This is a genomic window from Kocuria tytonis (assembly GCF_003226895.2).
GTDB classification, from domain to species: Bacteria; Actinomycetota; Actinomycetes; order Actinomycetales; family Micrococcaceae; genus Kocuria; species Kocuria tytonis.
This window is the reverse complement of the sequence record NZ_PNJG02000003.1, coordinates 170,338-183,938: the sequence shown is the minus strand read 5'-3', so window position 1 is coordinate 183,938 and position 13,601 is coordinate 170,338. Positions and strand designations below refer to the sequence as shown.

The 13,601-nt window shown below is 71.4% G+C and carries 11 protein-coding genes, 1 tRNA gene and 1 pseudogene; 4 read left to right on the top strand and 9 right to left on the bottom strand.

The features are described 5' to 3' along the window. Positions 1–36: 36 nt before the first annotated feature. The gene (gene pth, locus C1C97_RS10030; RefSeq protein ID WP_110919265.1) at positions 37–624 is read right to left on the bottom strand and encodes an aminoacyl-tRNA hydrolase; all 588 of its coding nucleotides are present in this window, start codon (positions 622–624) and stop codon (positions 37–39) included. A 262-nt stretch (positions 625–886) separates the two neighbouring features. After that, positions 887–1,522, bottom strand: coding sequence for a 50S ribosomal protein L25/general stress protein Ctc (locus C1C97_RS10025; protein WP_110919230.1), 636 nt, complete (start codon positions 1,520–1,522; stop codon positions 887–889). Positions 1,523–2,197: 675 nt separating this feature from the next. On the opposite strand from C1C97_RS10025, the gene C1C97_RS10020 reads away from it, so the two are divergent. Together C1C97_RS10020 and C1C97_RS10015 are read left to right on the top strand one after the other, a co-directional pair. Next, complete coding sequence (locus tag C1C97_RS10020; RefSeq protein WP_110919229.1) at positions 2,198–3,676, top strand: sugar transferase; 1,479 nt, start codon at positions 2,198–2,200, stop codon at positions 3,674–3,676. 182 nt (positions 3,677–3,858) lie between these two features. Next, entirely contained in the window at positions 3,859–5,532 is a 1,674-nt protein-coding gene (locus C1C97_RS10015; protein WP_121031630.1) for a GH25 family lysozyme, read from the top strand. Positions 5,533–5,725: 193 nt separating this feature from the next. On the opposite strand, the gene C1C97_RS10010 is transcribed toward C1C97_RS10015, so the two are convergent. The 4 genes from C1C97_RS10010 to C1C97_RS09995 all read right to left on the bottom strand — a co-directional run bounded on the left by C1C97_RS10010 (position 5,726) and on the right by C1C97_RS09995 (position 9,175). After that, the gene (locus C1C97_RS10010) at positions 5,726–6,706 is read right to left on the bottom strand and encodes a ribose-phosphate diphosphokinase (protein ID WP_110920549.1); all 981 of its coding nucleotides are present in this window, start codon (positions 6,704–6,706) and stop codon (positions 5,726–5,728) included. 55 nt (positions 6,707–6,761) lie between these two features. Continuing rightward, positions 6,762–8,237 carry a bifunctional UDP-N-acetylglucosamine diphosphorylase/glucosamine-1-phosphate N-acetyltransferase GlmU gene (gene glmU / locus C1C97_RS10005; protein ID WP_121031628.1) on the bottom strand — a complete coding sequence of 492 codons (1,476 nt, stop codon included), beginning with the start codon at positions 8,235–8,237 and terminating at the stop codon, positions 6,762–6,764. A gap of 64 nt (positions 8,238–8,301) precedes the next feature. Continuing rightward, positions 8,302–8,373 (bottom strand) — tRNA-Gln (locus tag C1C97_RS10000). A 73-nt stretch (positions 8,374–8,446) separates the two neighbouring features. Next, positions 8,447–9,175: a hypothetical protein gene (locus C1C97_RS09995; protein ID WP_121031626.1), complete on the bottom strand. Its 729-nt coding sequence runs from the start codon at positions 9,173–9,175 to the stop codon at positions 8,447–8,449. A 138-nt stretch (positions 9,176–9,313) separates the two neighbouring features. On the opposite strand from C1C97_RS09995, the gene C1C97_RS09990 reads away from it, so the two are divergent. Continuing rightward, the gene (locus C1C97_RS09990) at positions 9,314–11,191 is read left to right on the top strand and encodes an ABC-F family ATP-binding cassette domain-containing protein (RefSeq protein ID WP_121031624.1); all 1,878 of its coding nucleotides are present in this window, start codon (positions 9,314–9,316) and stop codon (positions 11,189–11,191) included. Positions 11,192–11,396: 205 nt separating this feature from the next. Here C1C97_RS09990 and C1C97_RS12610 read toward each other — a convergent pair. After that, positions 11,397–11,657: pseudogene (locus C1C97_RS12610) on the bottom strand (GTP-binding protein); the annotation flags it as partial. A gap of 148 nt (positions 11,658–11,805) precedes the next feature. Between C1C97_RS12610 and C1C97_RS12605 the strand changes: the two are divergent. Continuing rightward, positions 11,806–12,369: a hypothetical protein gene (locus tag C1C97_RS12605; protein WP_233542880.1), complete on the top strand. Its 564-nt coding sequence runs from the start codon at positions 11,806–11,808 to the stop codon at positions 12,367–12,369. 130 nt (positions 12,370–12,499) lie between these two features. Here the strand turns inward: C1C97_RS12605 and C1C97_RS09980 are convergent, their stop codons facing one another. Both C1C97_RS09980 and C1C97_RS09975 read right to left on the bottom strand, forming a co-directional pair. Then, complete coding sequence (locus C1C97_RS09980; RefSeq protein WP_121031622.1) at positions 12,500–13,138, bottom strand: HD domain-containing protein; 639 nt, start codon at positions 13,136–13,138, stop codon at positions 12,500–12,502. 136 nt (positions 13,139–13,274) lie between these two features. Continuing rightward, the gene (locus C1C97_RS09975; RefSeq protein WP_110920544.1) at positions 13,275–13,580 is read right to left on the bottom strand and encodes an antibiotic biosynthesis monooxygenase family protein; all 306 of its coding nucleotides are present in this window, start codon (positions 13,578–13,580) and stop codon (positions 13,275–13,277) included. Between the last annotated feature and the right edge of the window lie 21 nt (positions 13,581–13,601).

Sequence of the window (13,601 nt, the reverse complement as noted above, 5' to 3'; positions counted from 1 at the left end):
CGCCGTCGTCGTCCTGCCCCTCGTGCGCGGACCCGCTCAGGCCGGGTTGCGCGGGTGGAAGTGCTGCTGCGCGGCGGTGAGCCCCTGCTCCACGAGCAGCTCCACGGCGTCGGCGGCGTCGGAGACCAGCAGCGGCAGCTCCTTGGCCTCCGCGCCGGAGAAGCGCTTGAGCACGTAGTCCGCGGTGTCCATGCGGCCGGGCGGACGCCCCACGCCCACGCGCACCCGCACGTACTCCTTGCCGGCCATCGCCCTGGTGATGTCGCGCAGACCGTTGTGGCCGCCCTCCCCGCCCCCGCGCTTGAGCTTGACGGCCCCGAACGGCAGGTCGATGTCGTCGTGGACCACCACCAGGTCCTCGAGGCCCAGGGAGTAGTACTTCGCGAGCGCGCTGACGGGCCCCCCGGAGACGTTCATGTAGCTCGTGGGCCGCGCCAGCACGAGCCGCGGTGCCCCCGGGCGCAGCCGCGTCTCGGCCACGAGCGCCCGCGCCCTGTGGGCGGACAGCACCGATCCCGCGCGCGCGGCGAGCTCCGCGACCACCATGGCGCCGATGTTGTGCCGGGTGCCCGCGTACCGGTCACCGGGGTTGCCCAGGCCCACCACCAGGGTGCGATCCGTCATCTCGTGCTCCTCGTCCGCGGCGCCGCCCGGGTGGATCCGCTCCACCCGTCCGCGCACCGCTCTCGTCCCGGGCGCCGCCGTCGCACGGACGTCGAGCCGCTGTCGTGGCCCCCGCAGGGTTCCTCGGGAGCCCTCGAGAGCGTGTGGTCACCGCGCGCCTCGTGGCGCCGGTGGTACGACGACGGCGGCGGGCCCGTGATGGCGCCCACCGCCGTCGTCACCCGGGCCGCTCGACACGAGGTGAGCGGCGGACGGGAAGGTCCTACTCGTCGTCGCCGGAGGTCTCCTCGGTGGACTCCTCGGAGGTCTCCCCCTCGGACTCCTCACCCTCGGTCGCGGGCTCCTCACCCAGGTCCTGCTCCACGGGCTCGGAGACGTTGATGACCAGCAGCTCGGGGTCGGACACGAGCGTGACACCGGAGGGCAGCGTGACGTCCTTGGCGTAGACGTGCTCGCCGACCTCCAGGCCCTCGATGTCGATGACCACGTGCTCGGGAACCTTCAGGGCGTCGGCCTCGACCACCAGGACGTTCTCCTCCACGTTGTGGATGGCCGTGGGAGCGACCTCGCCCTCGACGGTCACGGGGATCTCGACCTCGACGCGCTCGCCACGGCGGACCGTGAGCAGGTCGATGTGGAGGATCTCGGGACGCACCGCGTGGCGTTGGACCTCCTTGATCATGGCCAGGTGGCCCTCGCCGTCCACGTTGATCTCCAGGACGGCATTGGGGTTGCGGGAGGCCAGCATCATGTCGTGGCCGGGCAGGATCACGTGCAACGGCTCGGCACCGTGGCCGTAGATCACGGCGGGGATCTGGTCGTTGGCGCGCACGCGGCGGGAGTAGCCCTTGCCGAACTCGGTGCGCAGGGTCGCGGGGATGGTGATGACGTCCACCATGGTGGTTCTCCTTCGATCGTGGGTCTGGTGTGGTTACCGTCAGACCGTCCGATGCCGCGCGGTGCTCGGCGCACCACGCGTCCGGACGAACTCCGACCGACGCGGTGCGGCACCCGCGTGCCCGCCGCCCGGGAAGCACACACCGGTTGCGGCGGATCGCAAGGATCCACAGGCCGTCGTCGATAACGGGGCGGTGGCACCGCCCCCTCGCCTTGGCAACCCGGTCAGAGTACCACGGCAGGGCTTTCCTCCCCCGCTCGCGGGCGGGCCGACCTACGGCGCGGATCCCCTCGAGGAGGTCGCGTTCTCCTCGCCCGCTCGCGGGCGGGCCGCCGTAGGTGGCCGGACCGGGCCCGCCGGCGGGATCGGCGGTGGGCGACTCGAATGTCCCGGGGGTCACTCGGCAGCCGGGGAGGACCCCGGTGACCGTTGACCCCCAACCGGGCCACGGATGCCCACGACGCGGGCCGTCATCTGTCCACAATTGCGTACCAATTCATGCAACGGGAGGATATTCGAGCATGTGGGAGGGTATCTTTGAGAATTAGCGGGCGTAAATCTCGGGGGAGATGAACACCGTGGTGCCAGGACCGCCTCTGATCCGGTCCGGGCACCCGAGCGAGCGCGTGGGGCGTCTCGCCGTCGAACGGTTTTGTGGGGGAAGGTTCGTCGACCGTGTTCCAGCAAGCACAGCACAAGTACAGGCACATCTCGTGGCGTGAGAACTACCAGCGGGAGCTGCGAGTCTACGACGCCCTCTCGCTCGTCGTGGCCCTGGCGGTGGCGCAGGGGCTGCGGTTCGGGTGGCTGCAGGGACTGCTGCATGTGGAGGACCTGCCCGTTCCGTACTGGCTCGTGGGCCTCCTGCTGGCGGTGGTCTGGTGGATCTGGCTGGAGCTGCGCGGCACCCGCGGGGTCCGGCTGATCGGCAACGGCGCCGAGGAGGCCAAGCAGCTCGTCACGGCGTCCCTCACCCTGTTCGCGGCCATCGCCATCGCCTCCTACGCGCTGAGCGTCCCCACGGCCCGCGGCTACATCCTGATCGCGCTGCCCCTGGGCACGGTGGCCCTGCTGGTGGGCCGCATGTGGGCGCGGCGCCAGCTCATGCGACGCCGCGCGGCCGGTCTCAACATGTCCCGCACCATGGTGGTGGGCCGCTTCCCGGGCGCGGTGGAGCTCGTGGGTGAGCTGCAGAGCCGCCCGGACGCGGGATTCGACCCCGTGGCGGTCTACATGCCCGCGTCGCACCACCGGCTCCCGGCGTCCCTCGAGGCAGTGCGGCTGCCCGCCAACGCCCTGGCCGCCGAGGAGCGCCCCAGCGTGCAGGGCATCGTGCAGGCATGCCGGGAGCACGACGTCGAGACGCTGGTGATGGCGGCCTCCGTGCCGCTGACCACCACCGAGATCCGCCACCTGGGGTGGGCACTCGCGGACGAGCGGATCCGCCTCGTGATGAACACCGGTCTCACGGACGTGGCCGGCCCCCGGATCCACACCACCCAGCTGGCCGGGCTGCCCCTGATCCACGTGGCCACGCCCCGCTTCACGCGGGCGAAGAAGATCGTGAAACGGCTCATCGACATCGTGGGCTCCCTGAGCGCGCTGATCATCCTGTCCCCCCTGATGCTCGTGCTGGGTCTGCTGGTCAGGCTGCACGACGGCGGTCCCGCGTTCTTCGCGCAGGAACGCGTGGGGATCGACGGCACCCGGTTCAAGATGCTCAAGTTCCGCTCCATGTACACGGACGCGGAGGAGCGCAAGGCCGCTCTGCTGGCCACCAACGAGTCCGACGGCGGCGTTCTTTTCAAGATGAAGGACGACCCCCGCGTGACCAGACCCGGCAGGTGGATGCGGCGCTACAGCCTGGACGAGCTGCCACAGTTCATCAACGTGCTCAACGGCACGATGTCCCTGGTGGGGCCCCGCCCCCCGCTCGCCAGCGAGGTGGACAAGTACGAGCAGCACGTCTACCGCCGGCTGCGCGTCCGCCCCGGGATCACGGGCCTGTGGCAGGTCTCCGGTCGTTCCAACCTGGACTGGAACCAGACCGTGCGCCTGGACCTCTACTACGTGGAGAACTGGTCCCCCGTGCAGGACATGGTCATCATGCTGCGCACGGTCCGTGCCGTCTTCGCCTCCGACGGCGCCTACTGACCGGTCCCGGTGGTCCCCGGATCCCTCCATTCCCCGCCGCGACGTGCGCCGGTCGTTCACATTTCGGCATGGGATACGTGGAATTTCCATGTGAACACCTACACTTTCAACTGCGTCCCCCCAGGTCGCTCCCCTTCCCCCCCGAGCCGAGCGACTCCCCCCACGCAGTAAAGGCTTCACGTATGACCTCCCCCCACAGAACGATGCTGCCCGCCGCCGTGACCGCGGCCGTGCTGGCGCTGACCACCTTCCTGCCGGCCGCCGCCGCCGACGATCCGCACCAGAACCTCAACCCCGACAGGGGTGACGTGGTCTCCGTGGAGACCGACGAGCTCAAGACGGTCGTCGAGGACCCGCAGCTCCCCGCGGCACCGCCGAGGACCGGTGACAAGAACCCCGGTGCCACCATGGGCCAGAAGTTCAAGTCCATGGCCGAGACCGCGCGCCTCTCCCCCCAGTCCGAGAAAGAGCTGGACAAGGTCGCGACCGAGGTCCTGGGTGCCGGTGGCGCACCCGCGAGCGCGACGCCGTCGCGCGCGACCCCGGCCCGGCCCTCGACGGGCGCGTCCCCCAAAGGCACCCCGAGTGCCTCCGCCCAGGCCGCGGGTGTGGGACCCGCCGGTTCCATGTCCCTGTCGATCCGTTCCGGCACCTGGCGCCCCGCAGGCATCGCCGGGATGGACGTCTCGGGATGGCAGGCAGCCGTCAACTGGAGCGCGGAGTACGCCAACGGTGCGCGCTTCGCGTACGTCAAGGCCACCGAAGGTGTCGGCTACGCCTCCGAGGCGTTCGCCGACCAGTACACGGGTTCCTACTCGGTGGGCATGAACCGCGGGTCCTACCACTTCGCGCTCCCCAGCCAGTCCTCCGGTGCCGAGCAGGCGGACTTCTTCGTGAACAACGGCGGGGGGTGGTCCGCGGACGGCAGGACCCTGCCCGGGCTGCTGGACATCGAGTACAACCCGTACTCCGTGCTGGGCGACACCTGCTACAACATGTCCGCCGCGCAGACGAACGCGTGGATCAAGTCCTTCTCGGACCGGTACAAGCAGCGCACCGGCCGGCTGCCCGCGATCTACACCACCGCGGACTGGTGGGCCACGTGCACGGGCAACACCGCCCAGTTCAACAACCACCCGCTGCACCTCGCCTCGTACGGGGTGCAGTACCCCTCGTACATGCCCAACGGCTGGTCCCGCCACGACCTGTGGCAGTTCTCGGACAACGGGCCGTTCTCGGGCGACTCCAACGTGTACGGCGGTTCATGGGCGCAGTTCCAGTCCCTCGCGTCCTCGTCCTCCTACACGCCGCTGGGCGGACGGCCCGCCGGCTACACCGTCCGGGGCGGCATCGCCACGGTCTACAACCGGACCGGGGGCGCCGCGACGTGGGGACCGCCCACCTCCGCGGAGAGCGACGCCGCCTTCGGCGGGAGGTACCAGCAGTTCTCCCGCAACGGCGTGCGCTCGATCGCCTACTGGCACCCCCGCACCGGGGCGCACATGCTCCGTGCCACCAGCAGCATCGGCGCCAAGTTCCTCAAGGCCGGCAGTGAACGCGGGTACGGCTTCCCCGTCGCCGAGGAGCGTTCCATCCCCGGTGGGGCCTACCAGGTGTTCCGCACCCCGTCCGGTCAGGCCACGAAGGTCATGTGGACTCCCTCGCGCGGGTCCTACGCCGTGAAGGAGTACGGGGCGATCGGCAAGCGCTGGGCCCAGCTCGGCATGGAGCGCGGGGCGGGCTTCCCCGTCACGGACGAGTACCGCCGCGGCACCGAGATCCGCCAGACGTTCTCCAACGGCTGCATGATCGGGTACGACACCGCGAACGGCAGGGTCCGGGTGGTGCGGCTGTGACGGTCCGGTCCCGCTGACGCGGCACCGTGGCGGCCCGCAGGCCCCGGGCCGCCACGGTGCTCCCGGGGGCCGCCCGCCCGCAGACCCGCCGAGCAGCCCGCCGCTGCGGGAAGCCCCCGGGGACCGCGGTCACCGTGAAAGAAGCCGCCCACGTCACACGACGTGGGCGGCTTCATCCGTAGGGGCGGACCGGTCAGGAGTGGCCGTTGAACAGGCTCGTGACCGAGCCGTCCTCGAAGACCTCCTGGATGGCGCGGGCGATCAACGGGGCGATCGAGAGCACCTCGAGGTTCTCGAACGTGTGCTCCTCGGGAACGGGCAGGGTGTCCGTCACGACCACCTGGTCCGCTCCGCACGTGGCCAGCCGCTCCACGGCGGGGCCGGAGAACACGGCGTGCGTGGCGGCGATGATCACGTTCTTGGCGCCCTGGTCCTTGAGCACCTGCACGGCACCCGTGATGGTCCCGCCGGTGTCGATCATGTCGTCGATGAGCACGCACGTGCGACCCTGGATGTTGCCCACGACCTCCTTGGACACCGCCTGGTTGGGCACGGTGATGTCACGGGTCTTGTGGACGAACGCCAGCGGTGCACCGCCCAGGCGCTCGGCCCACTGCTCGGCGACGCGCACGCGGCCGGTGTCCGGGGACACCACGGTCACGTTGTCCACGTCCACCACGGAGCGCACGTAGTTGCTCAGCAGGGGGATGGCCATGAGGTGGTCCACGGGGCCGTCGAAGAAGCCCTGGATCTGCGCGGTGTGCAGGTCCACGGACATCAGGCGGTCCGCACCGGCGGTCTTGTAGAGGTCCGCGATCAGCCGGGCGGAGATGGGCTCGCGGCCGCGGTGCTTCTTGTCCTGGCGGGCGTAGGGGTAGAACGGGCTCACCACGGTGATGGACTTGGCGGAGGCCCGCTTGAGGGAGTCCAGCATGATGAGCTGCTCCATCAGCCATTGGTTGATGGGAGCGGGGTGGGACTGGATCAGGAACGCGTCCGCGCCGCGCACGGACTCGCCGAAGCGGACGTAGGTCTCCCCGTTGGCGAAGTCGTAGGCGTCCGTGGGGACCAGCTCGGTCCCCAGCTCGCCGGCGATGTTCTCGGCGAGCTCGGGGTGCGCCCGGCCCGAGAGCAGGACCATCCGGTTCGAACCCGTGTTGGTGATGCCGGTCATGTGAACTCGCTTTCCTAGAATTCCTGCTGGATCACTGCTCGCGGTGCGCCGGGGTTCAGGCGCGGTCCTCGCGGTCAGACTGCTGGGCGGCCTCCGCCGCGCGGGCCGCGGCCGTGCCGGGGCGGTGCTCGCGCACCCACCCCTCCACGATGACCTGCCTGCCCTCGGTCAGCACCAGGGCGCCCGCGGGGACGTCCTTGCGCACCGTGGTCCCGGCCCCGGAGTAGGCGCCGTCGCCCACGGTCACGGGTGCCACGTACATGTTGTCGGAGCCCATGCGCACGTCGTTGCCGATGGTCGTGTGGTGCTTGGCCACGCCGTCGTAGTTCACGAACACGGAGGCCGCACCGATGTTGGAGTTCTCACCGATGGTGGCGTCCCCCACGTAGGACAGGTGCGGGACCTTGGAGCCGCGCCCGATCGTGGCCTTCTTGGTCTCCACGAACGTGCCGATCTTCCCGTCCTCCCCCAGCACCGTGCCGGGGCGCAGGTAAGCGAACGGCCCCACGGTGGCGCCCGCGCCCACCTCGGACTCGCTGCCGTGGGTGCGGGTCACGGTGGCACCCCGGCCCACGGTCACGTCGGTGAGGGTGGTGTCCGGGCCCACGACGGCGTCCTCCGCCACCCGGGTGCGCCCGTGCAGCTGGGTGCCGGGCAGCACGGTGGAGTCCGCCTCGAGCTCCACGGTGTCGTCGATCCACGTGGTGGCGGGGTCCACGACGGACACCCCGTTGCGCATGTGACGCTCGAGCGTGCGCTGGTTGAGGTAGCGGCCGAGTGCCGCGAGCTGGACGCGGTCGTTGGCGCCCTCGAGCTCCATGTAGTCGGTCATCTTCAGGGCGTCCACCCGGTGCCCGGCCTCCCGCGCCAGGCGGGGGACATCCGTGAGGTACTTCTCGGCCTGGGCGTTGTCGGTGTCCACGCGGGACAGCGCGTCGCGCAGCACGGCGGCGTCGAACGCGAAGATCCCGGAGTTGACCTCGGTGACCGTGCGCTCGGCGTCGGTGGCGTCCTTGAACTCCTTGATCTCCGTGAACCGGCCCTGCTCGCCCCGCAGGATGCGCCCGTACTTGCCGGGTTCGGGGTGGTCCGCGGTGAGCACCGTGACGGCGTTGCCGTGCCGGTCGTGGTGGGCCACGAAGCCGCGCAGGGTGTCCGCGGTGAGCAGGGGGACGTCCCCGTAGGTGACCAGGACGGTCCCGGAGACGGGGGTCCCGGCGTCGAGCACCTCGAGTCCCGCGTCCACCGCGGCGCCGGTGCCGGGGACGTCGGACTGGTCGGCGGTCAGCACCCCGGGCGCCACGGAGGCGATGTGCTCGGCCACGAGGTCCCGCTGGTGGCGGATGACCGCGACGATGCGTCCGGGCTCGAGCTCACCGGCCACCTTCAGCGCGTGGGCGAGCATGGAGCGGCCGCCGATCTCGTGCAGGATCTTGGGCGTCTTGGACTTCATGCGCGTGCCCTTGCCGGCGGCCAGGACGATGATTGCGGCGGGGTTCTCCCCGTTCGTGGCGGTGTCAGCGGTGCTCACGGACCAGACTCCTCTGGGTGCTCGTGAGGCGGTGGGGGCCATCTGCGCCTCGATGTGTCGTGCGTTCCGCCACTAGGACTCGAACCTAGACTCACGGCTCCAAAGGCCGGTGTGCTGCCAATTACACCATGGCGGAGCGTTGCCACCCGCGGGCGCCAACAGGGGATGCGCGCCCGTGGGCACACGAAAATTCACTGTAGCACCTGCGCTCAGCGCGTCAGGACGGCCAGAATCCGCCCCTCCACGCGGTCCTCGTGGAAGCCGGGAAGGGTGCGGTCGAGCGTCCTCAGCTCCCGCTCGTCCACTCCCCGCACGAGCACCTGCGCGCGGGCCGCGGCGCGGTGCACGTGCTGCCAGGCGTCGTCGTCGGACTGCCCGGCGGCACGGGAGCGGGAGACGTCCCACGCCATGGAGGTGACCCCCGGGGAGGTGACCTCCAGCGTGCCCTGCTCGAACTCGCGGTCCAGCAGCGCCAGGAGCATGAGCACCTCCTCCACCACGCTGCTGTTCTGGACCGTGAGGCGGACCCCGTGGTGGGACGCGGCCTCCGCGAGCGCGGCCAGCATGGAGTACAGCCGCTGCCGCTGGCGGCCGCGGTGGGACAGCCCGCCGAGGGCCAGCACGAGCATCTCAGCGCCCACACCGCGGCACAGTCCCAGGGCGTCGTCCACCGCGGCGATCACGCCCTCGTCCGGGATGTCGTCGTCCACGGCCACCGGCGCGCGCAGCAGCAGCGGCTGCGCCCCGGCACCGTGCAGCTGCTGCCCCGCCTGTCGGCGCACGATGGATCCCAGGTGCGGGCCCACCGGCCGGTCACTCCCAATGGTGAGCTCCACCGGGCCGGGGGTCTCGCGCACGCGCGCCACCGCGGCCGTCAGATCCTGGGGGTCGTCCAGAACGGTTCCCACGAGCTCTCGCCCCGCACCTGTTTCCTGCATGCCCGTCAGTCTCCCATGCCGCACCGGCGGTTGCCCGCGCGGGCGGGGCCGCGGGGACCGCGCGCCGCGGCGGCGGCACCCTCGCCCGGGCCCACGACGCCGCCCGTCCCGGTTCCGGCGCGCTTGTATCCTTGGCGGGTGGCTCATCTGATCGGCGGAGAAAACATCCATCTCGAGTACCCCACCAAGACCGTGTTCGACGCGGTCACCGTGGGGATCGACGAGGGCGACCGGATCGGCATCGTGGGCCGCAACGGGGACGGGAAGTCCACCCTGATGCGGCTGCTCGCGGGCCGGATCCCACCGGACTCCGGGCGCGTGACGGTGCGCTCCGGGACCACCGTGGGCATGCTCGACCAGGCGGACACCCTGGACCCGGACCAGACCGTGGGCCACGCCGTGGTGGGCGACGTCCCCGACTACGTGTGGGCCGCGGACCCGAAGGTGCGGGACGTGGTGGAGGGCCTGGTCTCGGACGTGGACTGGGACACCCCCGTGGGCCAGCTCTCGGGCGGGCAGCGGCGCCGCGTGGCGCTCGCGAGCCTGCTCACCGGGGACTGGGACGTGATCTTCCTGGACGAGCCCACCAACCACCTGGACGTGGACGGGATCACGTGGCTCGCGAAGCACCTGAACTCGCGCTGGTCGCGGAACTCCGGCGCGCTGGCCGTGGTGACCCACGACCGGTGGTTCCTGGACGCGGTCTGCACGGACACGTGGGAGGTGCACGACCGGACGGTGGAGCCCTTCGAGGGCGGGTACGCCGCCTACGTGCTGCAGCGCGTGGAGCGCGACCGCCAGGCCGCGGTGGTGGAGCAGAAGCGCCAGAACCTGATGCGCAAGGAGCTCGCGTGGCTGCGCCGCGGGGCACCGGCGCGCACGTCCAAGCCGAAGTTCCGCATCGAGGCGGCGAACACCCTGATCGCGGACGTCCCGCCGCCCCGGGACACCGTGTCGCTGTCCCGGATGGCCGTGTCCCGGCTGGGCAAGGACGTGGTGGACATCGAGGACGTCTCGGTCTCCTTCCCCGCCCCGGAGGGCGCTCCGGCCGGGGAGACCCGCGTGCTGCAGGACATCACGTGGCTCATCGCCCCCGGCGAGCGCACCGGCATCCTGGGGGTCAACGGCGCCGGCAAGTCCACCCTGCTCGGGCTGGTCACCGGGGACGTGCAGCCCACCTCCGGGCGGGTCAAGCGCGGGAAGACCGTGAAGATCGCCACGCTCACGCAGCAGCTGGACGAGCTGAAGGACATCGCGGACGACCGCGTCTCGGACGTCGTCGCCCGGAAGAAGACCTCCTACGTCACCGGCGGCAGGGAAATGACCCCCACCCAGCTGCTCGAGCGGCTCGGGTTCACCTCCGCGCAGCTGAAGACCCCGGTCAAGGACCTCTCGGGCGGGCAGAAGCGGCGCTTGCAGCTGCTGCTCATCCTGCTGGACGAGCCCAACGTGCTGATCCTGGACGAGCCGTCCAACGACCTCGACACGGACATGCTCGCCGCCATGGAGGACCTGCTGGACACCTGGCCCGGCACGCTGCTGGTGGTCTCCCACGACCGCTACCTGCTGGAGCGCGTCACGGACCAGCAGTACGCGGTGGTCGACGGCCGCTTCCGGCACCTGCCCGGCGGGGTGGAGGAGTACCTGCGGCTCTCCGCCACGGCGGCCTCGGGCACCGCGGCGGGCTCCGCCGGTGCCTCCAACCCCCTGGCCGGTGCTGCCTCCGGGTCGGGGGCCGGAGCGCCCACCGGTTCCGACGACGCCGCGGCCCCGGCTCCCGCGCGCCCCGCCCTCGGCGGCGCCGAGGCGCGGGCTGCGCAGAAGGAACTGGGCGCCGTCGAGCGCAAGCTGCAGAAGCTGCAGAAGGAAACCGAGGCGCTGGACGCCACCATGGCCGCCGCGGACCCGTCCGACTTCGAGGGGCTCGGCGCGCTCGCGGCGCAGAAGTCCCGGCTCCAGGACGAGATCGAGGAGCTGGAGCTGCGCTGGCTCGAACTCGGCGAGGCGCTCGAGTAGCTCCGCGCGGCGGGCGCCCCCGGTGCCCTCCAGTCCGCGGGCCGCGTCGGTCCGCGTGGCCGTTCACCGTGGGCCACGCCGGGAAGGGGTCCGCGAACCGGGACCACGCGGCGGGACCGGCGGCGAACTCGTCGTCGGTCGGCGCGACGTCGTCCAGGGCGGTCCGCAGCGCGGTGACGCGCAGGTCCAGCCCGATGATCCCGAGGTCCTGCCCGAGGGCGAGCAGCTCGTGGCCCTCCCCGAGGTCCTCGTCACGGGCGAACGGGGAGAAGCAGCTCATCCGGCCCACGCGGTTCCAGCGGACGATCAGGTGGGGGCGCGTGGCGAAGCGGCAGAACCCGGCGGAGCGCAGCACGGTCCCGAACTCCCCCGCCTCGACCCGGTGGTCCAGCAGGTGCTCGAGCCTGCCGGGGTGCAGCGGGCGCACGTTCTCGTAGTGCACGGCGCTCACGCGCGGGTCCGTCATATAGGGATCGTGCTCGCCGTTGAGCAGCGTGACCCAGCGGGAGCGCTCCTGGGTGACGTCGTAGCCCTCGCCGCGGGCGGGCAGCTCGCGCAGCCAGCGCTCCTGCCCGCCGTGGTGCAGGCGTAGGCGGGCGCGCGGGCCGAGGTGGTTGACCAGGGCCAGCACCGTGGAGAGCTCCGGCGTGCTCAGCGGCTCCCAGTTCACGAGCACCACGGTGGAGGCGAACTCCAGGTCCATGACGGTGGTCAGGGCCCTCGCCACGTGGCGCGGGCCGGCGTGCGGCAGCGCGGGACGGATCACGCAGTCCTCCCGGTGCAGGTCCGCGAGCAGGTGGGAGGCGTCCACCACGCAGAGCACCCCGGTCAGCGACGTCCCGGCGCCCGGTGCGGCCGTTGCCGCGATCACCTCCGTGACGTCCGTGCCCTCCGGGAACTCCAGCAGCGCTCCCTCCGCACGGGAGCACCACGGCGCCAGGGAGACGGCCTCCAGCACGGGGTCCGGGGCCAGCCGGAGCCGCTGGGCCGGCACGAGCATGCGCCCGGCGTGTCGTGCCACCTCCCGCGCGAAGCCCGCGCGCTCCGGGGCGCAGCCGCCCACCACTGCGATGACGTCGACCGGTTCCACGAGGCCTCCCTGGGTGGTGCTGGCTGCGGCGGCCCGCACGACGTCCGGGGTCTCGCGGGACGCACCGCCCCGGGTCCCCGGGGCCTGACACGGCGAACGGCGTGCGGACTACATGATAACCATTCTCATTATTCCGTCTCGGGGCCGCCCGGCAAAATCGCGGCCCCGCCCGGAGTTCTTCCGAGCGGGGCCGTGAGCGGACCGGGAGCGCGTGGGACTCACTCGCTCCAGTCGTTGGTCCTGATGATCTCCACGAAGTCGTCACGGGTGAACTCCGGATCGAAGTGCGCGAGCACGTCCGCGTTCATGGTGCCGAACGTGGAGCCCGGACGGTGCTCCATGCCGTGGTGGAACGCCCGGAGGATGCGGTTCTTGAAGTCCGGGCGGGGGTGGGCCGCCACCACGGCCCGCCGCTGGGACTCGCTGAGCTCGTCGAAGTGCATCCCGAGCACGTCCGTCTCCACCCCGGCGCTCACGAGCGCGACCTCGGGGGTCAGGAACTCGGGGACCCCGGGAGTGGTGTGCAGGGCGATGCCGAGCCACGCGTTGTGCGCCCGCTCCCGGGAGGCGCCGCGCTCCATGAGGAACTCGAACACCTCGTTCGCGCCGTCCACCTCGAAGCGCAGGGTGGAGTCCTTGTGGTCCTCGGTCAGCCCGCGGTCGTGGAACATGGCGCCCGCGTAGAGCAGCTCGTGGTCCACGCTCATCTCCTGCACCTGCCCCAGCAGCGCCCCGAAGAAGAACACGCGGCGGGAGTGGTGGTAGAGCAGGTCGTCCTCGGTGTCCCGGATGAACTCCGTGACGTCACGGGTGAGTGCGGTGTCCGGCACGGCGATGCCGGCGATCGTGTCTGTCATGGTGGGGCTCCTCTGCGGTTCGGTCCCACGGCCACCGCGTGGTGCGGCCCGTGGCATGACCCGTTTCATGCTGCTGCGGGCTGCCCGCCCCCGGCCAACGGCTCGGTGCGGGCAGCACGGGGTCGAGGCGCCGGAGTCACCCGGCGCTGTCGAGGTCCACGACCTCGAACTCCAGCAGGGACGCCCCGGTGGCCACGGGCTTGCGATCCCCTCCGGCGTGGGCGGCCTTGGCGTTGCCGTCCCGCCACGCCTCGAAGTCCTCCTGCGTGGCCCACGTGGTCACCACGTAGTAGCGGTTCTCCCCCGCCACCGGACGCAGCAGCTGGAAGCCCTCGAACCCGGGCTCCCCGTCCACGGAGTGCTTCCGGGCGGCGAACCGCGCCTCGAGCTCGCGGCCCGATCCCTCGGGCACCTCGATGGCATTGATCTTCACGACGGACATGTCGACCTCCTGGTGGTTGCG